This window comes from Streptomyces sp. NBC_00223 (assembly GCF_036199905.1).
Lineage (GTDB): Bacteria > Actinomycetota > Actinomycetes > Streptomycetales > Streptomycetaceae > Actinacidiphila.
Genome location: NZ_CP108109.1, coordinates 7,381,326 through 7,401,073, shown reverse-complemented (window position 1 = coordinate 7,401,073; position 19,748 = coordinate 7,381,326). Strand labels below are relative to the sequence as shown.

The 19,748-nt window shown below is 71.7% G+C and carries 22 protein-coding genes, 1 pseudogene and 2 CRISPR repeat arrays; of the genes and pseudogenes, 8 read left to right on the top strand and 15 right to left on the bottom strand.

Annotated elements, in window-relative coordinates; translation table 11 throughout:
* Positions 1–91: 91 nt before the first annotated feature.
* The 5 genes from OHA30_RS31565 to OHA30_RS31545 all read right to left on the bottom strand — a co-directional run bounded on the left by OHA30_RS31565 (position 92) and on the right by OHA30_RS31545 (position 4,783).
* On the bottom strand, positions 92–1,486 hold the full coding sequence (locus OHA30_RS31565; protein ID WP_328917276.1) for a GH12 family glycosyl hydrolase domain-containing protein: 1,395 nt from the start codon (positions 1,484–1,486) through the stop codon (positions 92–94).
* 458 nt (positions 1,487–1,944) lie between these two features.
* Positions 1,945–2,901, bottom strand: a complete 957-nt coding sequence (locus tag OHA30_RS31560) for a sensor histidine kinase (protein ID WP_328917275.1) — start codon at positions 2,899–2,901, stop codon at positions 1,945–1,947.
* Between the two features lie 184 nt (positions 2,902–3,085).
* Positions 3,086–3,676 carry a hypothetical protein gene (locus OHA30_RS31555; protein ID WP_328917274.1) on the bottom strand — a complete coding sequence of 197 codons (591 nt, stop codon included), beginning with the start codon at positions 3,674–3,676 and terminating at the stop codon, positions 3,086–3,088.
* A gap of 88 nt (positions 3,677–3,764) precedes the next feature.
* Positions 3,765–4,247 (bottom strand): DUF5709 domain-containing protein, encoded by a 483-nt coding sequence (locus OHA30_RS31550; protein ID WP_405784954.1) that lies wholly within the window; start codon positions 4,245–4,247, stop codon positions 3,765–3,767.
* Positions 4,244–4,783 (bottom strand): type 1 glutamine amidotransferase domain-containing protein, encoded by a 540-nt coding sequence (locus OHA30_RS31545; protein WP_328917273.1) that lies wholly within the window; start codon positions 4,781–4,783, stop codon positions 4,244–4,246. The genes OHA30_RS31550 and OHA30_RS31545 overlap by 4 nt, the downstream gene beginning before the upstream one ends.
* 495 nt (positions 4,784–5,278) lie before the next feature.
* Here OHA30_RS31545 and OHA30_RS31540 point away from each other — a divergent pair, with 495 nt between their 5' ends.
* The gene (locus OHA30_RS31540; protein WP_405786023.1) at positions 5,279–6,772 is read left to right on the top strand and encodes an MFS transporter; all 1,494 of its coding nucleotides are present in this window, start codon (positions 5,279–5,281) and stop codon (positions 6,770–6,772) included.
* Between the two features lie 55 nt (positions 6,773–6,827).
* On the opposite strand, the gene OHA30_RS31535 is transcribed toward OHA30_RS31540, so the two are convergent.
* Positions 6,828–7,451 carry an alpha-ketoglutarate-dependent dioxygenase AlkB gene (locus OHA30_RS31535; RefSeq protein ID WP_328917271.1) on the bottom strand — a complete coding sequence of 208 codons (624 nt, stop codon included), beginning with the start codon at positions 7,449–7,451 and terminating at the stop codon, positions 6,828–6,830.
* 91 nt (positions 7,452–7,542) lie between these two features.
* Here OHA30_RS31535 and OHA30_RS31530 point away from each other — a divergent pair, with 91 nt between their 5' ends.
* Both OHA30_RS31530 and OHA30_RS31525 read left to right on the top strand, forming a co-directional pair.
* Positions 7,543–9,078, top strand: coding sequence for an ATP-dependent DNA ligase (locus tag OHA30_RS31530; RefSeq protein WP_328917270.1), 1,536 nt, complete (start codon positions 7,543–7,545; stop codon positions 9,076–9,078).
* Between the two features lie 148 nt (positions 9,079–9,226).
* Positions 9,227–9,883, top strand: coding sequence for an endonuclease (locus OHA30_RS31525; protein WP_328917269.1), 657 nt, complete (start codon positions 9,227–9,229; stop codon positions 9,881–9,883).
* 142 nt (positions 9,884–10,025) lie between these two features.
* Here OHA30_RS31525 and OHA30_RS31520 read toward each other — a convergent pair whose 3' ends face one another.
* The 5 genes from OHA30_RS31520 to OHA30_RS31500 all read right to left on the bottom strand — a co-directional run bounded on the left by OHA30_RS31520 (position 10,026) and on the right by OHA30_RS31500 (position 13,211).
* Positions 10,026–10,358: a hypothetical protein gene (locus OHA30_RS31520; RefSeq protein WP_328917268.1), complete on the bottom strand. Its 333-nt coding sequence runs from the start codon at positions 10,356–10,358 to the stop codon at positions 10,026–10,028.
* Between the two features lie 812 nt (positions 10,359–11,170).
* Entirely contained in the window at positions 11,171–11,854 is a 684-nt protein-coding gene (locus OHA30_RS31515) for a hypothetical protein (protein WP_328917267.1), read from the bottom strand.
* 135 nt (positions 11,855–11,989) lie between these two features.
* Positions 11,990–12,208 (bottom strand): helix-turn-helix domain-containing protein, encoded by a 219-nt coding sequence (locus OHA30_RS31510; protein WP_328917266.1) that lies wholly within the window; start codon positions 12,206–12,208, stop codon positions 11,990–11,992.
* Between the two features lie 53 nt (positions 12,209–12,261).
* Complete coding sequence (locus OHA30_RS31505; RefSeq protein WP_328917265.1) at positions 12,262–12,897, bottom strand: ATP-binding protein; 636 nt, start codon at positions 12,895–12,897, stop codon at positions 12,262–12,264.
* On the bottom strand, positions 12,894–13,211 hold the full coding sequence (locus OHA30_RS31500) for a hypothetical protein (protein ID WP_328917264.1): 318 nt from the start codon (positions 13,209–13,211) through the stop codon (positions 12,894–12,896). The genes OHA30_RS31505 and OHA30_RS31500 overlap by 4 nt, the downstream gene beginning before the upstream one ends.
* A 250-nt stretch (positions 13,212–13,461) precedes the next feature.
* Between OHA30_RS31500 and OHA30_RS31495 the strand changes: the two genes are divergently transcribed.
* The 5 genes from OHA30_RS31495 (at position 13,462) to OHA30_RS31475 (ending at position 16,814) form a co-directional block, all read left to right on the top strand.
* On the top strand, positions 13,462–14,346 hold the full coding sequence (locus OHA30_RS31495; protein WP_328917263.1) for a helix-turn-helix domain-containing protein: 885 nt from the start codon (positions 13,462–13,464) through the stop codon (positions 14,344–14,346).
* Entirely contained in the window at positions 14,343–14,552 is a 210-nt protein-coding gene (locus OHA30_RS31490; RefSeq protein WP_328917262.1) for a DUF397 domain-containing protein, read from the top strand. Before OHA30_RS31495 ends, OHA30_RS31490 begins: the two co-directional genes overlap by 4 nt.
* A 164-nt stretch (positions 14,553–14,716) precedes the next feature.
* Positions 14,717–15,233: a CRISPR direct-repeat array (repeat unit 29 nt; unit sequence GTTCTCCCCGCGCGAGCGGGGGTGGTCCG).
* Positions 15,234–15,416: 183 nt separating this feature from the next.
* The gene (locus tag OHA30_RS31485) at positions 15,417–15,599 is read left to right on the top strand and encodes a hypothetical protein (protein ID WP_328917261.1); all 183 of its coding nucleotides are present in this window, start codon (positions 15,417–15,419) and stop codon (positions 15,597–15,599) included.
* Positions 15,600–15,853: 254 nt separating this feature from the next.
* Complete coding sequence (locus tag OHA30_RS31480; RefSeq protein ID WP_328917260.1) at positions 15,854–16,297, top strand: DUF6221 family protein; 444 nt, start codon at positions 15,854–15,856, stop codon at positions 16,295–16,297.
* Positions 16,298–16,550: 253 nt separating this feature from the next.
* The gene (locus OHA30_RS31475; protein ID WP_328917259.1) at positions 16,551–16,814 is read left to right on the top strand and encodes a hypothetical protein; all 264 of its coding nucleotides are present in this window, start codon (positions 16,551–16,553) and stop codon (positions 16,812–16,814) included.
* A 14-nt stretch (positions 16,815–16,828) separates the two neighbouring features.
* On the opposite strand, the gene OHA30_RS31470 is transcribed toward OHA30_RS31475, so the two are convergent.
* From OHA30_RS31470 to OHA30_RS34120, 4 genes and pseudogenes are all read right to left on the bottom strand, one after another.
* Positions 16,829–17,047, bottom strand: a complete 219-nt coding sequence (locus OHA30_RS31470; RefSeq protein ID WP_328917258.1) for a DUF6011 domain-containing protein — start codon at positions 17,045–17,047, stop codon at positions 16,829–16,831.
* A gap of 63 nt (positions 17,048–17,110) precedes the next feature.
* Positions 17,111–18,046, bottom strand: coding sequence for a phosphotransferase family protein (locus OHA30_RS31465; RefSeq protein ID WP_328917257.1), 936 nt, complete (start codon positions 18,044–18,046; stop codon positions 17,111–17,113).
* Positions 18,047–18,237: 191 nt separating this feature from the next.
* Positions 18,238–18,663: pseudogene (locus OHA30_RS34125) on the bottom strand (HAD family hydrolase); the annotation flags it as partial.
* Complete coding sequence (locus tag OHA30_RS34120) at positions 18,597–19,031, bottom strand: GNAT family N-acetyltransferase (protein WP_405784961.1); 435 nt, start codon at positions 19,029–19,031, stop codon at positions 18,597–18,599. The gene OHA30_RS34120 and the pseudogene OHA30_RS34125, both read right to left, overlap by 67 nt.
* Positions 19,032–19,135: 104 nt before the next feature.
* Positions 19,136–19,652: direct repeats of the CRISPR family, unit length 29 nt; unit sequence GTTCTCCCCGCGCGAGCGGGGGTGGTCCG.
* Positions 19,653–19,748 lie beyond the last annotated feature (96 nt).

Sequence of the window (19,748 nt, the reverse complement as noted above, 5' to 3'; positions counted from 1 at the left end):
GGTGCCCGTACGGCCGGACCGGCCCCGGACGCACGCGGACCCGGCGGGCGGGGACATCCCCGTCGGCCGGGCCTGCGCTCTCAGCGGTCGTTCAGCTCGCGGTGCAGGTCAGTGTCGGCACGGCGTTCGAGCCGCTGTACGTTCCCTGGAAGCCGAAGCTGGTCTTGGCGGAGGCGGCGAGCGCCCCGTTGTAACTCTGGCTGGCCGCCGTCACGGCGGCGCCGGACTGGGTGACGGTGGCGTTCCAGCCGCTGGTGACCTTCTGGTTGCCGCCGTAGGTCCAGCCGACCGTCCAGCCGTGTGTGGCGGAGGTGCCGGTGTTGGTGACCGTGACGTCGGCGGTGAAGCCGTTGCCCCAGTCGCTGCTCACGGTGTACACGGCCGAGCAGCCGCTGCCGCCGGTGGGGGGCGGGGTGCTGCCGCCACCGGACGCGGTGGTCGCGGTCACCGCGGCGGACGCGGCCGAGACATTGCCGGCGGCGTCGTGCGCCTTGACGGTGTACGTGTAGGCGGTCGACGCGCTCAGCCCGGAGTCGGTGAAGGACGTGCCGGTGACCGAACCGGCCGCCTGGCCGTTGCGGAAGACGTCGTAGCCTGTGACGCCGACGTTGTCGGTGGAGGGCGACCAGCTCAGCGACGCGGAGTTCGCGGTGGTGCCGGTGACGGTCACGTTGCCGGGCACGGTCGGCGCCTGGGTGTCGGTGCCGCCGGTGCCGCCGGTACCGCCGCTGGTGGTGCCGCCGCCGGTGGTGGCGCTGGCGTTGAAGGAGAAGCTGCTGCTCGCCAGGCCCTGGCCGCCCTGCCAGACCTCGAAGCCGGCCTCGGCGTCGATCAGGTAGTGCGAGGCGTTGACCGAACCGCGGCTGGTCGCGTCGTCGATCAGTGCCTTGATGTCGAGGTTGCTGAAGGACGTGCCGCCGCCCTGGAGGACATAGGAGATGATCTTCCAGGAGGTCTGCTTGCCGGTCCAGACGTCCCAATTGTGGCCGGCGGCCGAGGAGGTGCCGGTCTTGCCGCCGAAGGGCTGTACTCCGCCGCGGCTGTTGAGCCAGATCATGATCTCGGTGCCGTCGGGCTGGCCCGCGGTGGTCGGCGTCGAGTTGATCCACAGGTCGTAGGCGACGTCGTACGCGCCCGAGGACGGCTGCGTGGTGGTCCACGAGGAGGTGGAGCTGGCGAGCTTGTTCACCTGGATCGGCAGCCCGCTGTTGGCCGTGCACTCACCCCAGTGGCAGCCCTTGAAGATCGAGGGGTACGTGGCGGGGGCGCCGTTGGTGGCCAGGTTGAAGTTGGCGGTGTCCAGCGACCAGGCCGTGCCGCCGGAGTAGGTGATGCACTGCTTGGCGGTGGAGTTCCACTCGTTGGCCTGGATCGTGTAGTCCCCGGCCGCGATCGTCGCCTGCGGCTCGCACGTGGTGGTCGCGGCGTGCGCGGACTGGGTCGCGGTGAACGGCAGCAGCATCGCCGCGAGAGCGGTGAGAGCCACTGCGGCGGGGCGCAGCCCGACACGGCGGGAAAGTCTGGAGCGGGAACGTGCGAGAAGGCGATTCACAGAGGTGGTCCCTTCAACGTTGCGTGGGGGGATGAGCGCTTCCACGGGAACCTGTGGGAGCGCTCCCATATCGACGCCGCCTCACATAAAGCCAGCACGGTCCCCCGGCGTCAAGGGGCCGGGAGACATTCATGAGTTGAAGCCAAAGGGGGTGGCGGCGGCGGAGGGCGCGACGGGGACGTAGAAGGGTCGAACATTCGTCGGGTGAAGCGGGCCCTGCGGGGGCTTCGTCGCAGCAGGAGATGAAGGTTGAATCCGGTCCTTTTCCCGTGCCCGGGCCGGGGCCGAACGAGCAGGCCCGGGGCGGCCGGTGCGGCGTCGGTACGGAGGCGGGGCCCCGGGCCCGCTACGGGGGCCTGGCGGCCCACCCCGTGACCCGGCGCGGCAGCGAGCTAGCGGAGGGTGAGGTAGAAGCGGATGGCCGTGCCCGTGGGGGCGGCGTGGGTGCGGACGAGGTCGGCGAGCTGATGGACCATCAGCAGGCCGCGTCCGCCGGGCCGTCCGGGCGGCGGCACCCGGCGGCCGGCGAGCGGGTCGCTCAGCCGTCCGGCGTCGCGGACTTCGCAGACCACCTGACCGTCCTCGGACCACACCCGGATCACGCCCGAACCGCCGCCGTGCAGCACGCTGTTGGTGGTCAGTTCGGCGACGGCGATGGCCAGGTCGTCGAGCCGGCTCCCGGTCACGCCCAACTCCGCGGCCGCCTCGACCGCGAACTGCCGTGCCCCGCGCAGCCGTTCGTCGTCGAACGCGAACCGCGCCGCCCGTCCCGGCTCGGGCAGCGGCACGTTGTACGTGGCCACGACGCTCTCGGGGGCGTACCGCGTACTGGTCCGCCGCCGCCCGCCCTCGATGACGACCGGGTGCGTAGCGTACGCGTCGCTCAGCACGTCGGCGTCGAGCCCGCCCGCGTCGTACGGGCACAGGATCGTGACGTCGCGGCCGTGGAAGGCGGCGTTGATCAGGGCTTCGTGCTGGACGCAGGCCGGGTACTCCAGCGGGGTGCGGCCGGGCCACACGGGCTCGCCGATGATCCGGACCCGGCCGGTGGGGTGGGCGTCGCAGAAGGCGCGCAGCACTCCGGGGATGATCCGGCCGGGGTTGCGCCCGGCCCGGGACATGTCGACGAAACGCACCTGGTCCGCGTGCGGGCCGAGAGCGGTACGCAGCAGGTCGAGCCGCGCGGCGGGCACGGCGACGGCGACGGGTTCGCCCGCCGCGAGCCCCGCGCGGACGAAGTCCAGCGTGCCCGCCAGGTACTCGGCCTCGTCACGGTAGAACAGCGCCGGATGGCGGAAAGTCGCCGCGGGCACGGCGGCGGGGACGGGTGCGGGTGCGGGCGCGTTCATCGGGGCGCCGCCGCCCGTGCGCGCGACCGTACGGGGACGGGTGCCGTCGTCCGTACGGCCCGCCGTGTGTCCGCGCTGTCCACGTTCGAGCCCCTTTCGGACACGGGCGCCGACAGCGCCGGTGTCCCCCCGCCGGGCAGGGCCTCACCGGCCGCCCGGTACGTCATATGAGAGAAGTGCCTGTTCACTCTTCGTCGATCGCCTCGAACGCCGTGGCCAGAGTCGCGCTCTCGTCCGCCGGCACGACCCGCTCCAGCGCCGGTACGAGGTCACGCCGCTCATGGAAAAGGTACTGGTACATCTGGGCCAGCGCGCCGTCGATGGTGAGCAGCCGGGTGTCGGTGGGGTGCCGGCCGGCCAGCGCGCGGTCGAGGATGCCCTGGAGGAGTTCACCCTCCTGGCGGTCGCGTTTGACGACGGTCGACGCGGCGCCGTGCCGTTCGAGCACCTTGAGGACGGTGGCCTCCTTGGCGGCGCAGTGCCGGGCGAAGGTGTCGGCCAGGGGGCGCAGATCCTCGGGCGCCGTGGCGTTGCGCATCCGCAGGTCCTCGACCATGCCGAGGATGAGGCCGCCGGAGGTGACGAGGGAGGCGCCGACGCCGCGCGGGAGGTGGCTGGAGTGGCCGGCCAGGGTGGAGCCGTGAGGGGGGTGCGGGCTCGCGGGGGCGTCAGGGTCGATCGGCTGCTCGCGCGGAGTGCCGTTCGGGCCGTCGCTCACGCGGCGGGCGGCAGCGGCCGGACCACCCGGCTCGTGGGATTCGCTCACTTCGCTCATGGCACCGGCTCCTCATCTTCACGTGCGGGTCTTGCGCTTGTTACAGGGTCTAACGAACTTTTGAGGGCAGTTCGCGGCTTATGGGGTCTCACGCCGTGCCCTCGACGTCCTCCTCGTCCGGCATGACATGCACCGCCGCCTCCTCCGCCGTCGCCGCGCCCCCGTCGATCCCGACCTCCTGCCCGGTCAGCCCCTCCTGGCGCGAGTGCGCCCCCTCGTCCGGGCCGACCAGCCGCCCGCTGCGCCGGTCGCCCGCCTCCGGGTCGAGGAGTTCACCGTCGGTCCCCGGCGCGTCGCCGAGCCCGTCACCCGTGGGGGCCTGGGCGTCCGGCCGTTCGCGGCGCAGCCGCTCGTCGAGGGACTCGCCGTCGCGCTGCTCGTTGGCCGTCGTCCCCGTGCCCTCGACGGCCAGCGACCGATCGGGCGGCGAGTAGCCCTCGTCGAGCACCTGGTCGATGCCCCGGTCCATCAGCGTGTCCTCGGGTTCGAGCGGTCCGGCGTCCTCGCGGATCTCACTGTCGTCGGGCTGGTAGACGTCGTCGCCCCAGCCGGCTCCGTTGGGCAGAGTCATGTCGTCGCGCTCATTTCGTTGAGTACCGCTTCGTTGAACGCGTCCACGTCGGCCGGCATCCGGCTGGTGATCAGGGTGTTCGGCCCTTCCTTGCAGACCCTCACCTGTTCGTCCACCCAGATGCCCCCGGCATTGCGGATGTCGGTCTTGAGGCTCGGCCACGACGTCAGCGTGCGTCCGCGCAGCACATCGGCCTCGACCAGCATCCAGGGCCCGTGGCAGATCGCCGCGACCGGTTTGCCCGCGTCGAAGAAGGACCGGACGAACGCGACCGCGTTGCCGTACAGCCGCAGCGCGTCGGAGTTCGGGACGCCGCCGGGCAGGACGAGCAGGTCGTAGTCGGCGGTGGACGCCTGGTCGACGGCCAGGTCGACGGGGAAGGTGTCGGCCTTGTCGAGGTAGTGGTAGCCCTGGACCGTTCCGGCGACCGGGGAGATCAGGTGCGGAGCCCGGCCGGCCGCGGTCAGCGCCTCCCACGGGGAGGTCAGTTCGCTCTGTTCGACGCCTATGGGCGCCACCAGAATCGCGGTGGCCACGGACATCACGTCCTCTCGGGTTGGGCTGAGGTCGGGGGTGAGGGCCGGTCGCAGGTGGCCCGTCTCCCCTGACTACGCCGGGTCGCCTACCCCTGCAAGCGGGACGGAAACGGTCATAACGTTTCCCCCTCCCCCGCCCGGAACAGCCGACGCGCACGGTGCACCGGCCACCTCCCCCGGCCCCGTACGACCCGGCCGCGCGTACGTCGGGCAACGCCTCGCGACCCGCCGCGACCCGCCTCGCACCCTCCGCGTACCCGCCCGGCACACCGCGTACCCACCGCTCTGTGCGGCCCGCTCACTCGGACGGCCCAGGCGCTTTCACCCGAAGGCATGAGCGTGCGCGCCCTGGGCATTCGAGTCCGCGTACGTGCACCGGCGGCAGGGGAGGGACAGGTCGTGGGCACAGCGCGCGATCCCCAACCCCAGCAGCAGGCCGGCGGCGGCCGAGACCGCCGCTGGCCCGCTCTCGCGGTCTGCCTGACCGCGGGCTTCATGACGCTGCTCGACGTGAGCATCGTCAATGTCGCGCTGCCCTCGATCCGCACCGGCATCGGCGCCTCCCAGAGCGGTCTGCAGTGGGTGCTGTCCGGTTACGCGCTCACCTTCGGTCTGGCGCTGGTGCCGGCCGGGCGGCTCGGTGACGTACGCAGTCGGCGCGCGGTGTTCATGGCCGGGCTTGTGTTCTTCACCGCCACCAGCGCGCTCGCGGGAGCGGCGCAGAACGAGACATGGCTGATCGGCGCCCGGCTGCTGCAAGGTGCGGCGGGCGGCGTTCTCGTACCGCAGGTGTCCGGCTTCATCCAGCAGATGTTCCGCGGCGCCGAGCGCGGCCGGGCGTTCGGCCTCCTGGGCGCGACGATCGGCGTGTCGACGGCCGTCGGTCCGCTCCTCGGCGGCCTGCTGATCCAGGCGTTCGGTACGCACGACGGCTGGCGCTGGGTGTTCTACGTCAATCTGCCGATCGGACTGGCCGCGCTGCCGTTGGCGTACCGACTGCTGCCCGCGCCGCCCGGCCGTGAGGACAAGGGCGGGCGGAAGCACAGCGATCTGGACCCGGTCGGCGTTCTGCTGCTGGGCGTCGGCACGGTGGTGCTGTTGCTGCCGTTCGTGCAGGAGGAGCAGTGGAAGGGCCCGCTGAAATGGCTGCTCGTGCCCACCGGGCTGCTGATCCTCGCGGGCTTCACCGGCTGGGAGCGGCGCTACGCCCACAGGCATGAGTCGCTGGTCGACCTGGAGCTGTTCCGGCAGCGTTCGTACGGGCTCGGGGTGCTGCTGTCGCTGCTGTACTTCGCCGGTTTCACGGCGGTCTTCTTCATCCTCACGCTCTATCTGCAGAACGGGAAGCACTACTCAGCGCTGGAGGCGGGCCTGTCGATCATGCCGTTCGCGCTGGGTTCCGGCGCGGCGGCCGCGGTGGGCGGGCGGATGGCGACCAGGGTCGGACGGCCGCTGGTGGCGGCAGGCCTGGCGACGGTGGTGGTCGGGCTGCTCGGGACCGCGCTGGCCGCGCATCTCGACGGCGGCCAGTCGGTGGGGTGGGCGACCGCCGGGCCGCTGCTGGTGGCGGGAATCGGCAGCGGGCTGGTCATCGCGCCGAACCAGACCCTGACGCTCAGCAACGTGCCCGTGGCCAGGGCGGGAAGCGCGGGCGGGGTGCTCCAGACCGCGCAGCGGATCGGCTCGGCGGCCGGCATCGCGGCGGTCGGCTCGGTCTTCTTCTCACGGATCGACGCCAGGCACGCGGACTGGGCGGGCGGTTTCCAGCTGGGCCTGGTGACGGCGACGGGGCTGGCCGCGCTCGCCCTGGTGGTGGCGCTGGTGGACATCTTCGGCGGCCGGTCGGCGCGGAGCCCTTCGGGGGACGGCGGGTCGGAGGACGGCGCTTCCGCAGTGGGCAGTTCCGCGGACGGCCCGGCCCGGAGCGACACCTCGACGGACACGCCTGCCGACCGGGACCGCCGCGCGGCGAGCGCGGACGAACACTGAGGGCGCGCCGCACCTGGGACGCGCCGCGCGCCCGTACGCCGCCACGCCGCCCACCTCACCGCACCCCGCGTGGCCGGAACTGCACGCTGATCCGCCCTCCCACCCCCGCCCGCGTCTTGGGGATCGCGTGGTCCCAGGTCCGCTGACAGGACCCGCCCATGACGATCAGGTCCCCGTGTCCGAGCGGTTTGCGTACGGTGCCCCCGCCGCCGCCCCTCGGCCTCAGCAGCAAAGGACGCGGTTCGCCCAGCGAGAGGATCGCCACCATGGTGTCGTGCGTGTCGCCGCGTCCGATCCGGTCACCGTGCCAGGCCACGCTGTCCCGCCCGTCGCGGTAGTAGCAGAGCCCGGCGGTGACGAAGGGCTCGCCCAGTTCGGCCGCGTAGTGCGCGCTCAGCCGCGCACGGGCCAGGTCGAGTACGGGGTCGGGCAGCGGCTCGCCCTCGCCGTAATGGGCGAGCAGACGGGGTACGGCAACCACGTTGTCGTACATCCGCCGCTCCTCCGCCCGCCAGGGAACCCGCCCGGCGAGCCGTTCGAACAGGTCGTCGGCGCCGTCGAGCCAGCCGGGCAGGGTGTCGATCCAGGCGCCCCGGCCCAGCGGCGTACGGCGCACCCCGGCCAGGTCGCCCAGGCCGGGGTCGCCGATACCGAAGAGGGACGCCTGCTGGTGGTGCATATGTCGAGCATAACGCATGCTCGTACACACGTTCGAGTGAAATCGGCCCGCAAAGAGCGCGCGATCGGGCGGTCCGGAGCAGGATGGGGACATGCTCTTCGCCGACGTCGCCCAGGTGTCGCGGGACATCGCGCGGACCTCCGCGCGGTCCCGCAAGACCGCGCTGCTCGCCGACTTCTTCCGGGTCGCCGAGCCGGCCGACATGCCCATGGCGATCGCGTATCTGGCGGGCCGCCTCCCGCAGGGGCGGCTCGGCGTGGGCTGGTCGGTGCTGCGCGACCGGGCCGACCCCGCGAGCGAGCCGACGTTGACCGTGCGGGAGGTGGACTCGGCGCTGACCGCCGTCGGCGAGGTGTCGGGCACGGGCGCGCAGGCGGGGCGGCGGGCGCTGATCCAGGACCTGTTCGGTGCGGCGACCGCTCAGGAGCAGGAGTATCTGCTCGGTCTGATCACCGGCGAGGTGCGGCAGGGCGCGCTGGACGCGGCGGCCGTGGAGGGCCTGGCGGCGGCCACGGAGGCACCGGCGGCCGAGGTGCGGCGGGCGGTGATGCTCGCGGGCGCGCTGGAGCCGGTCGCGCAGGCGCTGCTGGCCCGGGGCCCGGCGGGGCTGGCGGAGTTCGCGCTCACCGTCGGGCGGCCGCTGCTGCCGATGCTGGCCAGTTCCGCCAAGAGCGTCGAGGAAGCGGTCCGCAAGGCGGGCCCGTGCGCGGTGGAGGAGAAGCTCGACGGCATCCGGGTGCAGGTGCACTGCGACGGCGCCTTGGTGCGTGTCTTCACCCGGACGCTGGACGACGTGACCGACCGTCTGCCGGAGATCGTGGCGTCGGCGGAGGCCCTGGAGGCGAATCGCTGCATTCTGGACGGCGAGGTGCTGGCCTTCGACTCGGCGGGCCGCCCCCGGCCGTTCCAGGTCACCGCCGGGCGGGTCGGCTCGCGGGTCGACGTGGCGGCCGCCGCCGAGGCGATGCCGGTGCACCCGGTCTACTTCGACGTGCTCTCCCTCGACGGCCACGATCTGCTCGACCTGCCGTACGGGGAGCGGCACGCGGCCCTGGAGCTGCTGGTCCCGGCCGAGATGCGGGTCCGGCGGACGGTGGTCGAGGACCCGGGTGACCCGTTGGCGCTGCGCACGGCCGAGGAGTTCTACGCCGCGACGCTCGACCGGGGCCACGAGGGTGTCGTCGTGAAGTCCATGGACAGTGTGTACGCGGCCGGGCGGCGCGGCGCCTCCTGGATCAAGGTCAAGCCGGTGCACACCGTGGACCTGGTGGTGCTGGCCGCCGAGTGGGGCCACGGCAGGCGGACCGGGAAGCTGTCCAATCTGCATCTGGGCGCGCGGGCGGAGGACGGCTCCTTCGTCATGCTCGGCAAGACGTTCAAGGGGCTCACCGACGAACTGCTCGACTGGCAGACCGAGCGGCTGCGGACCCTGGCGGTCAGCGACGACGGCCATGTGGTGACCGTCCGGCCCGAGCTGGTCGTGGAGATCGCCTACGACGGGGTGCAGACCTCTCCCCGCTATCCGGCCGGTCTGACCTTGCGGTTCGCCCGCGTGCTGCGCTACCGCGAGGACAAGCGGGCGCAGGACGCGGACACGGTGGACGCGGTGCGGGCGGCGCACGGGTAGGGGCGGGGGGTCGGGGGTGTGGCGCGCGCTGGGCGTGGGCCACGCGGGGTTGAGCGGGGCGGGGTTGCGGGCGCGGGGTTGGGCGGCGCCGCGTCGGGTACGCGCAGGGTCCGACCACCCCGTACCGGCGTACAGGAGGCGAATCCGGATGGCCCCGACACAGCGCGAGGTGTTGCGCACACTGCTGGACGACTACGGGCGCACGTACGCCCACGAGGCGGGCATCCGTCTCACCGACACTCCGCAGCCGCTCTACCGGCTGCTCGTACTGTCCTGTCTGCTCAGCGCGCGTATCCGCGCGGGGGTGGCCGTAGCGGCGGCGAAGGAGCTGAGCGCGGCCGGGATGCGCGATCCGAAACGAATGGCCGAGGCGACGTGGCAGCAGCGGGTCGACGCTCTCGGCCGGGGCGGCTACCGGCGCTACGACGAGCGGACCGCGACGCAGCTCGGCGACGGCGCGCGGCTGGTCACTGAGCGGTACGGGGGTGACCTGCGGCGGCTGCGGGAACAGGCCGGCGGCGACGTGGCGGAGATCCGCAGGCTGCTGCGGGAGTTCCCCGGGCTCGGGCCCGCGGGCGCGGACATCTTCCTGCGCGAGGTGCAGAACGTATGGCCGGAGGCGGCGCCGTACATCGACGCGAAGGCCCTCCAAGGCGCGGAACGGCTCGGCCTTCCCGCCAGCCCGCCCCGCCTCATGCGGCCGGCCCCCGATGCCGACCCCGCGACGCTCGCGGCCGCGCTGGTCCGCGTCGCCCTGAACAAGGACGCGGCCCCCCGCGTCCGCGCCCACGCGGCCGCCCACTGAATCCTTTCCGCCCCACGTGCACGCTCCCTCTGCCTTGACGGCGAAGACCTTGTTGTGTTCGGTGTGATCACGGCGTTGGAGCCGTCTTGAACAGCACCGTGTTTGCCGGCCGGAGGCCGCGCAGCTTCGGGAATACGAAGCGTCATGGCGGCGGGTTGGCTCCCTGGATGGCCTGTCGGCCGGAGCGCGGGGTGGCTCGGGTGAGGAGTTGGACTCCTGTGCCTCGGAGGGCCACGAACGCGGTGTGGACGGGGTCGAGTTCATCGACGGAACGCCCGTAGACGACAATCCGCGTCAACTCCAGGTCGATGGCTTCCGCCGATTCACGGACGCGGTCGAAGCGAGCGCCGCGACGAACCGGCCCGAGCACGCAGCGCACGGCGGCGGTGGCCTCGTGAGGGTTCACGACGGTGAACTGATCGATCTCCAGTTCCACTTCGGCCGCGTAGCCGCCGGGATTGGGGGGCTTGGTCATAAGGCAGTCGAACACATTCCGGCGCTGCGGCAACTCCGGGTACCGGCCGTGACGCCCGCGGAGTTGGGGTATCCGGAGATTACGGGGTCTCCGGCGGGGCGGGTGGTAGTGCAGGTGGCTCAACTGCCGGGGCCAGCAGCGAGGCTCACGACGCGCGCTTCGGACCTCCAAACCGCACCCGGCCAGACCCACGCGATGCCCTCACATGGGTCTGACACACTGACCCCGTGAGCCGACAGCGACCAAGTCAAGGAATCGCAAAACCCCTCCAAACCCGCAGCTCGTAAAGGGTTCTCCCCGCGCAAGCGGGGGTGATCCGCCCGCATGAACAGCAACGCCGATCAGACCAGCGTTCTCCCCGCGCAAGCGGGGGTGATCCGCTCGATCGCGCTGTGCTTGTCCGTCAGCGTCCGTTCTCCCCGCGCAAGCGGGGGTGATCCGCTGCCCCCGTTGTCGTTGAACCAGCGGACGACGTTCTCCCCGCGCAAGCGGGGGTGATCCGTCTCGCAGCTCAGCGCCTTTGAGGACGCGCCTGTTCTCCCCGCGCAAGCGGGGGTGATCCGACGTGACGCAGATCGTGGACATGCGGCCACCAGTTCTCCCCGCGCAAGCGGGGGTGGTCCGATCCTCATCAGGGTGGCGCCGGTCCTCCTCGCGTTCTCCCCGCGCAAGCGGGGGTGGTCCGGCGTGGGGCTGAATGTGGAGGGCACCGACGGCGTTCTCCCCGCGCAAGCGGGGGTGGTCCGCTTTCCGCCCCCGCGCGAGCCGGGCTGTGCCCGGCCTTTGTGCGTCCGCCCGTGGGAGGCGTCGGTTCAGGTCGCGGTGGTGCGGCCGCGTGCGTTGGCGATCTCGGTGTTGAGGTCGACGGGTTGGCAGTCGAGGAGTTGGCGGGTGAGTTGGTAGGCGATGGTGTGGCGGATGTTGGGGTGGTGGTAGCCGACGACTTCGTCGATGAGGGGTCCTTGGCTGGGGTTACCCGGGTTGTGGATGCCGCCGTAGACGCCGACGACGGGGTACTGCTTCACGCGTACGGCGGCGAAGCCGGTGGTGAGGTGGGGGCAGGCGCGGGTGGACTTCCACGCGCACGGGAGGCAGACGGGCGGGTGCGGGGTGGCCATGCCGTGGGGCCAGTTCGGCCAGTCCTGGGAGTAGTCGCCCAGGAGCCAGAGCATGCCGTGTTCGTTGAGGTCGGCGGGGCCCGCGCAGACCTGACACAGGAGGCGTCGCATGGCGCGGCGCTGCCGCAGGGAGTGGACCTTGCCCAGCTGAGGCGTTCCCTGGCCGGGCCTGAGCGTGATGCGGTTCCACAGCGCGCCGTGGCTGTCGCGGTCGGCGGGCACCTCGTCGCCGTAGGCGATACGCCCGCGCCGCCGGTCGAACACCACGGCGGGCTTGAGGACCTGCTCCGCGCTCCAGGTGGCGATGTAGGGAACCATCGGGTGCGGCCAGGCGGTGGGCTTCTGCGTGGCCGGGTGGTCGGGGGTGCGGGTCGTCATACGGTTGGTGTCTCCGTTTTCCTGTCGGTGTGATTTGTGCTTCGCGTCCGGGGGCGACGTAGCGGGCCGGGTGGCCGAACACTGAGCCCGCCCGGGCGTTTGAGGGCAGGGGCGGCCCGGGGCCGGGCTCGGGCCCTACGCCGATAGAGGTGCGCGCTTGCGCTCCAGGAAGACCACCGGGCAGTTCAGGGCGTCGGCGATCCTGGCCAGGTTGGCGGGGGTGGCGTTGCGCCAGCCGGACTCGATTTCACCGACCAGCTGTTCCGAGATGCCCACGGCCTGTGCGAGGGCCCGTTTGGTCAGGCCGCACTTCTCCCGGGCCCAGGTCACCGCCGCCGGTTCCTGGTGCAGCACGCCCGGGCGCCTGCGCGTACGAGTACGGGTACGGGTCCCGGTGGGGGTCGTGGTCATACGACCGCCGCCGTCCCGGTGCTGTGGCGCGGCGCGGAGCAGAGTCCGTCGACCACGCGCTGCATGAGCGCGAAGTCCACGACCCGCAACTCCTCGCAGACCGCCGGGTCATGACCGTCCGGGCACCCCTGCGGTAACCCGGTGCGCGCAGCCGGCGAGTCGGCCGGGGCGGTGAGTTCCAGCTCCGACCAGACGACCTTGCCGCCGGCCGCCGGGTGCGCGGTGCCCCACCGCTCACTGAGCGCCTGCACCAGCAGCAGCCCCCGCCCGCCCTCGGCATCCCCGGACGCCGCCGCCACGGCGGGCGTACCGCCGCCCCCGTCCCACACCTCCACGTACAAGCGCCGGTCGACCAGGCGCAGCTGCACCCCGATGACATGGCGCGCCCCGGCCGCCTCGCGCCGCGGGGAGGTGAACGGGAAGGGGAAGGGGAAGGGGTTGGGACCGATGCCGGTGGCTTCCCTCACCGCGTTGGTGGCCAGCTCGCTGACGATCAGCTGGGCGCTGTCGGCCCGCTCCAACAGCTGCCAGCCGGTCAGCGTCCGCCGGACGAACGCTCGCGACAGACGGACCGCCGCCGGCACCGCCGCCAGCCGGACCGAGCACACACGCATCTCCACCGGCGCCGTCACCGGGCCACCACCGCTTCATGGATCTCAGCGTCGGCGCAGTGCACGACATACGCCCACAAGTGGTCCTGGAGGACGCGGCCCGAACCCAAGTGCGCGATCGACGGCACAACCACCGCACGGTCCCCCGTACGCCGCAACTCCTCCACCAGCTCGCCCAACTCCGCGACGCTGCCCTCGTCGACCTCCTTGTAAATCAGCGCCAGGTCATACCCCTCAGCCTGCGCCCACTGGAACAACACCAGCTCATCCCGCAACAGTTGGGACTCCGGCGTCCTGTCATACGCCCGCATGTAGCCGTAGATGGGTGGCTTCATCCCGCCTCCTCATAGTGGGTGGGGGGCGGTAACGGTTTGTGCCACGTCAGCCCGCCCTCGATCACGAGGCGTCAATCTCTCTGTGCCCTGCGTGATGAGAAGAGTGAAGCACTGGAAAGCTCGAATATGCAACACTCCAGATTGGAAATCAGGAAGCCAAATGTTCGAACGCCTGTCTCCCATTCCATAATGAGAAGACACAGGCTTCCATTACGGATGTAAGCTGAGTTCCAGATCGGAGGTACACCAAGTGGTGGAAGCGGCAAACGGTTCGACCGTGCCTCGCCGTCAACTGGGCCGACACCTGCGCGAGCTGCGCAATCGCGCGCGGCTGACCGTACGTGCGGCATCGACAGCCCTGGAGTGGTCAGATCAGAAGATCTGGCGCATCGAGACCGGGCAAACGTCCATGCGGAGTCTGGACGTTGAGGCCATGTGCCGGGCGTACGGCGCTGATGCCGAGATGACCCAGGCGCTCATGGGCCTCGCCAAGGAGACGAAGGGCCGGGGCTGGTGGCACGCGTACGGTGACGTGATCCCGGAGAACTTCGACCTGTACATCGGGCTGGAAGAAGCGGCGGCCCGGATGAGCCAGTACACCACTGAGTTGGTGCCCGGACTTCTACAGACGAAGGACTACGCCCACACGTTGATCCGCGAGGACAACCCGAACGTAGGTGACGAGGAGATCGAACGGCGTGTGCATGTGCGGCTCGCCAGGCAAGCACTGCTGACCAGGGTTACCGCGCCGCCCGCACTGGAGGTAGCCCTCAACGAGGCTGTGCTCCGCCGTCCGATCGGCGGACGCGCCGCAATGTCCGCGCAGCTTGAGTACTTGGCGGAGATGTCGCGACTTCCGAACGTCTCCATCCGCGTGGTGCCTTTCGGGGTCGGCATGCACGCCGGGATCATGTCCGGGCCGTTCACGATGCTGCGCTTCCCCGTCAACGGCGACGGACAGCCGAGCGAGCCGCCGACGGTCTTCGTCGACGGTTTCACCGGGGACCTGTACCTGGACAAGTCGAACGAGGTCGAACGCTACGACGCGGCGTTCCAATCCATTTGGGGTTCCGCCCTGAACGACGAGGAGACGCGGGACCTTCTTCATCGAGCGACAAAGGAGCTTCAGCCGTGAAGAGTTCAGAACTGACGGGAGCGGTGTGGCGCAAGTCCAGCCGTTCCGCGAACAACGGACAGTGCGTCGAGGTCGCCTTCCTCGATGGTCACCGGGTTGCCATGCGCGACAGCAAGAACGCCAACGGCCCCGCCCTGGTCTTCACACCGAGCGAGTTCCGCGCATTCGTCCAAGGGATCAGCAGCGGCGAGTTCAACCCGTCGTAACCACGCCCAGGCCACACGGCACCAGCGGCGCCCGACCAGCAAGCCCGGTCGGGCGCCGCTGCGTTCGAGGGCCGGTCGCGTGGGTCTGACACACTGGCCCAGTGAGCGGACAGCAACCGAGCCAAGGAATTGCAAAGCCCTTCCAAACCCGCAGGTCGTAAAGGGTTCTCCCCGCGCGAGCGGGGGTGGTCCACCACCCCGACTACCGGCAGGAGTGGGCCCCGTGTTCTCCCCGCGCGAGCGGGGGTGGTCCGCCGAGGTCCAGGCCGCGTTCATGGACTACGACGTTCTCCCCGCGCGAGCGGGGGTGGTCCGTTGCAGCGCCGTCCACGCGGGCTTGAGCTTGAGTTCTCCCCGCGCGAGCGGGGGTGGTCCGCCCAACGCAGGCTGCCGAGAGGGGTTCGAGCGGTTCTCCCCGCGCGAGCGGGGGTGGTCCGACCCTCGATGACGCGCAGGCGGTCCGGCGGGCGTTCTCCCCGCGCGAGCGGGGGTGGTCCGCAAATCGGCGGCGTTCTCAAAAACGTCGGGTCGTTCTCCCCGCGCGTGCGGGGGTGGTCCGAGGCCCCGGTCGGGGACGGCCGACTCCAGTTCGTTCTCCCCGCGCGTGCGGGGGTGGGCCGGCTCTGCGGTGTGTCATGAAGCGGTGCAGCGCGTTCTCCCCGCGCGAGCGGGGTGGTCCGGTAGTGCTCCGGGCCCGTCACGCCACACCGCCGATTCTCCCCGCGCGAGCGGGGTGGTCCGGCCGCCCGAGGTCGGGCCGCTCTTCCCGCCGCCGTTCTTCCCGCGCGAGCGGGGTGGTCCGCGCTCGACCTCGATTGGGCACTCACCCTGGCGTTCCCCGGCGACCCGACCCTGAGCGGCTACGTGCCGCCCGTCGGTGAGCACGTCGTCTACCACCGGCCGGCCGACGGGCTGGACCGCTGCGGCACCGTGGACGACAACCGGATGGCTCTGTTCCTCACCTGCTGCAACGGGAGCCGGGTCGTGCTCACCGCTGCGAACTGGTGCGTCCATCCGGTCGCGCCCTGCCACCGGGAGGCGTCGTGACCGCCGATCGGAGCACGGTGGGGAACCGCCTGCGCGAGCCGGAGCACCTCGGCCAGCGCCTCGCCTGCACCGGGCCCCGCTGCACCGTGGCCCGCACGGCGCCCCGAGACCGGCTGGCTGATCGGCGCCGCCTGGTGCCCGCTGCCGTGCCGGGGACGCCAGTGCCGGGGGCCGTGCCACGAGGACGACCCGAGCTACGCCGAACCCGCCCTAAGCTCATCCGCACCACCGGCAAGCAAGGAAAGCAGCACGCGATGAAGAACGAAGTCGTAGCAGCGGAGGTAGCGGCGTTCCTGCGGGCGCGCCTGGACGAGGACGAGGCGGACGCACGGGCGGCCACACCGGGGGCATGGTCGGCTGACGACTCGGATTACGCCGGGGCGATCCGCAGTTGCGGCGGTGCAGATGTCATCGCTGGTGGGCGCCGGGGTGGCGACGCGTCGGTGTCCGAGTCGACCGAGGATGCCCCGCGCATTGCCCGCTACGACCCGGCGCGAGTCCTCCGTGATGTCGAGGCGACGCGCGGTGTGCTGGCCATGTACGACCAGATGGTCGTGGACATGGCCGCACCGGACGCTGCCACGAGCGGCCCGGGGAGGATTGCCGTCACCGTGCTGACGCCCGTGCTGTGCCACCTCGCGCGCGCGTACTCGGATCACCCGGACCACCGCGCCGACGAGTGGGCGCCGATCATCTGACCCCGCACACCTCCGCTCCGCCGCCGTCCGGTGGCGGGGTGTTCTGCTCTGTTCGAGTGCGCGACGAGCGCCAGGCTGCCACCCTGGAGGCATGGCGCAGACGTGCCCGGCATGCCAGGGCGATCGGGTGACGACCCACACGAAGGTCGAAGTGGAACTTGACGAGAACGGCAACCAGGTCGCGAAGACGAGGGAATACACTGCGGCCTGCGGGACGTGCCGCGGCGAGGGTACGGTCAGCTAGGAGGCTGGGATGCGATCGACGTTCTGCTGCGTGATCTGCGGGGTGCACTACCTGCCGCCGGAGAACATGGTCTACCCCGACACGGGTGCCACCGCGTCGCCCGCACACTGCGCGAACCCGGGGTGTACGGCGGCGGCACGCGACGGACAGGGGGGCCTGTCACTCGCCGCGCTGGAGACCATGGCGCTGAGCGCGGTACGGCACCGGGAAGCGGTCGAGCGGCGCATCGGCCGCACCCGGCCTGGACGTCGGGCCCGGGCCGGCGGGGTGTAGACCGGCAGGCCGAACTACACCCCCGGCAGCCCGTCCTGCTCGACCTCGAACCTCCCGGGCCGGCGGACGGTCGCATCTTCGCCGAGCTTGTGTCTGCACCCGGCCCCGAGCCCTCGAAGACGTGCTTCCCGGCCGGTGAGCGGCCGACCGCACATACCGCAGCGGACGACGCGACGCCCCGTAGCCAGTTCCTCGTCTGTGGCGAGGCCGGGCAGTGGGGCGTCGGGGGTCATGCGGTCAGTGCGTCAGCGGCGCAGGGCCCGAGTGGGCATTGAGAGCCTGACGGCTAGCTAGGGCTAGGGAAGACGGTGGAGCAGGAGTGCGAGGCCGGCGGAGGCGGCGCGGTGCTGGTAGTCGCGCAGTCCGGGGGCTCCTGGGGGTTCCGGGAGGCGGGCGTTGCGGTGCCAGTGGCCGGTGAGGGCGGCGAGGAAAGCGGTCGCGGCGCGGGGTTCGGCAGTGGCGGCCGGGTGTTCGTCCAGGGCGCGCGCGACGTCGGCGGGGTCGGCTCCCGCGAGTACGAGCTGGGGAGCGAGGGAGACGGCGTCGATACAGGCGGGGCCGGTGGTGGCGTGGGCCCAGTCCACGAAGGTCACGCCTCTGTCCGCGTCGCGGACCATGTTGTCGGCGCGCAGGTCGCCGTGGACGATTCGGGTCCCGTGTGCGAGGTCCGGCCAGGACGCTTCGAGTTCGGCGAGCCGAGGCAGGCGGGCCCGGGCGGCAGAGGGCAGGTCGGCGGGCGGGTCGGCCGCGAGCTGGGCCCAGCCGTGCAGGCGCGCTGTGGTGGAGGGCCGGCCGGTGGTCACCGCGGCCGCGTAAGCGGTCGGGGCTGGTTCGCCGGTGAGTTTGTCGAGCAGGGCCCAGATGTGACCGGGGTCGGTGGAGCCGGGGGACAGATCAGGGTGCGGCCCGTCGAGGTGTTCGATGACGACGGCGGTCCATCCGGCCGCTCGGTGGATGCCGAGCAGGCTGGGGGCCGGGGCTCCGGCAGGAAGCGCGGCGAGGACGTGGGCTTCGTGAAGGTTGGAGGCAGAGAGCGGGTCACCGTCGGGGGCGGCCTTGACGAAGGCGCGGCTGCCGTTGTCCGCGGTGAGGGCGGCGGCGAGCTGGTGGCCGAACCCGCCCTTCGGCGTGACGACATCGGTGACCGGGGCGCCGAGGGCACCGGTGAGGTTGTCGCGGAGCAGGCGGGGAAGATCGGTCCAGCCGAGGCGGCCGGTGGTGGGTGGGGTCAACGTGAACTCACAAGGGGGTGAGGGGGTGATGGGCGGGTGCGCGCGCCGAGCCGGGCCGAAAGGTGGAGTGGAGCGGGTGCTCTCAGATCTCCAGCTCGGCGCCGGGCGCTCGTCGCGTCACGCGCATCGCCTGTCCTCTGTCCATGGGTGTTGACCGTACAGTGGGGCGCCCCGGGAACCGGGGCGCCCTTCTATCGTATCGGGGTGGTACGGCCGGGCGCGCGGGATATGTGGTGCAGCAGCCCGGTGCCGATGGTGGTCGGTACGGCCAGGACCTGGCGGGCCCCGGCCCGGACGAGAGCGTCCGGCGGGTGCCAGCCCCAACCCGCGCCGAGCGCGGTGACTCCGGCGTTGAGGGCGGCACTCATGTCGACGGGGCTGTCGCCGACGAACACCGCCCGCTCCGGCCGCGCGTCCAGGGCGGCGAGCGCCATGTGCAGGCCGTCGGGGGCGGGCTTCACCTTCGCGTCCTGGCGGGTGACCACGATGTCCAGGCAGGCCATGAGCGGTGCAGGCAGCAGCCACGGCAGGCGGTGACGGTCCTGGAGCGTCACCACTCCGATCCCGGCGCCGGCCGCGCGCAGTCCCGCCAGGCCGCGCAGTACGCCGGGGAAGACCGGGAGTAGCGACCGGAGTGGACCGTCACGCGAAGGGACCCGAGGTGTGCCGCATGCTCCGAAGCAGCCTCCACAAGCGCCGAGCCGATCCCCCGGCCTCGCTGCTCCGGCATGACGAAGACGCTCTGGATGTCCGCGGACAACCGACTCGTCGCCCCAGGTCTCGGCATACGAGGGACGAGCGCGACCCAGGCCATGCCGACGATCTCCGGCCGGAGAAGTCGGGCCACGAACGCCAAGTACGAGCCCTGGTGAGCGCACCACCACTGCGCGAGCTCCGCTGCGAATACGTCAACGGACCGCTGTGCCGGCTCCTCATTACGGGTGTCCCGCCACAACAGCCGGGCCAAGTCAGCGATGTCGTCCACACCCGCGCGATTCCCTCAAGCGGGTCTGCCACACTGACCCCGTGAGCCGACAGCGACCGAGTCAAGGGATTGCAAAGCCCCACCAAACCCGCAGGTCGTGAAGGGTTCTCCCCGCGCGAGCGGGGGTGGTCCGCTGCGGTCGTCAGCCTCGCGGCGAGCTGCGCGGTTCTCCCCGCGCGAGCGGGGGTGGTCCGAGGCAGGTCCTCATGCAGATTACCGACCGCCCGTTCTCCCCGCGCGAGCGGGGGTGGTCCGGCACGCACAGTGACAATCCTGACTCCGCTTCCGTTCTCCCCGCGCGAGCGGGGGTGGTCCGGCTTGCGTGGCGGCCTCGGTCGCGTAGATCTCGTTCTCCCCGCGCGAGCGGGGGTGGTCCGATCGCCACCGACCTGGGGCTGTCCTTCGACCGGTTCTCCCCGCGCGAGCGGGGGTGGTCCGTTGTCCGCCTCCGCCCGGGCGTCCTGCGTCGGGTTCTCCCCGCGCGAGCGGGGGTGGTCCGTACCACCAGCAGTACGACTACACCTGCGCGAAGTTCTCCCCGCGCGAGCGGGGGTGGTCCGCTCGTCCCGCCGCGCGACGAGCAGGGCACCACGTTCTCCCCGCGCGAGCGCGGGTGGGCCGTCCGCAGCGAGACGGCGGGCGGGCTCGGTGCCGTTCTCCCCGCGCGGGCGGGGGTCTGCGCGGGTCCGGGCGGACGTCGGGGGTGGCTTCAACGGA

Coding starts and splice junctions, on each gene's coding strand:
- OHA30_RS31560 (WP_328917275.1), bottom strand. CDS start 2,901: ATGAACGCGCCCGCACCCGCACCCGTCCCCGCCGCCGTGCCCGCGGCG.
- OHA30_RS31555 (WP_328917274.1), bottom strand. CDS start 3,676: ATGAGCGAAGTGAGCGAATCCCACGAGCCGGGTGGTCCGGCCGCTGCC.
- OHA30_RS31550 (WP_405784954.1), bottom strand. CDS start 4,247: ATGACTCTGCCCAACGGAGCCGGCTGGGGCGACGACGTCTACCAGCCC.
- OHA30_RS31540 (WP_405786023.1), top strand. CDS start 5,279: ATGACGCTGCTCGACGTGAGCATCGTCAATGTCGCGCTGCCCTCGATC.
- OHA30_RS31535 (WP_328917271.1), bottom strand. CDS start 7,451: ATGCACCACCAGCAGGCGTCCCTCTTCGGTATCGGCGACCCCGGCCTG.
- OHA30_RS31530 (WP_328917270.1), top strand. CDS start 7,543: ATGCTCTTCGCCGACGTCGCCCAGGTGTCGCGGGACATCGCGCGGACC.
- OHA30_RS31525 (WP_328917269.1), top strand. CDS start 9,227: ATGGCCCCGACACAGCGCGAGGTGTTGCGCACACTGCTGGACGACTAC.
- OHA30_RS31520 (WP_328917268.1), bottom strand. CDS start 10,358: ATGACCAAGCCCCCCAATCCCGGCGGCTACGCGGCCGAAGTGGAACTG.
- OHA30_RS31515 (WP_328917267.1), bottom strand. CDS start 11,854: ATGACGACCCGCACCCCCGACCACCCGGCCACGCAGAAGCCCACCGCC.
- OHA30_RS31500 (WP_328917264.1), bottom strand. CDS start 13,211: ATGAAGCCACCCATCTACGGCTACATGCGGGCGTATGACAGGACGCCG.
- OHA30_RS31480 (WP_328917260.1), top strand. CDS start 15,854: ATGAAGAACGAAGTCGTAGCAGCGGAGGTAGCGGCGTTCCTGCGGGCG.
- OHA30_RS31475 (WP_328917259.1), top strand. CDS start 16,551: ATGCGATCGACGTTCTGCTGCGTGATCTGCGGGGTGCACTACCTGCCG.
- OHA30_RS31470 (WP_328917258.1), bottom strand. CDS start 17,047: ATGACCCCCGACGCCCCACTGCCCGGCCTCGCCACAGACGAGGAACTG.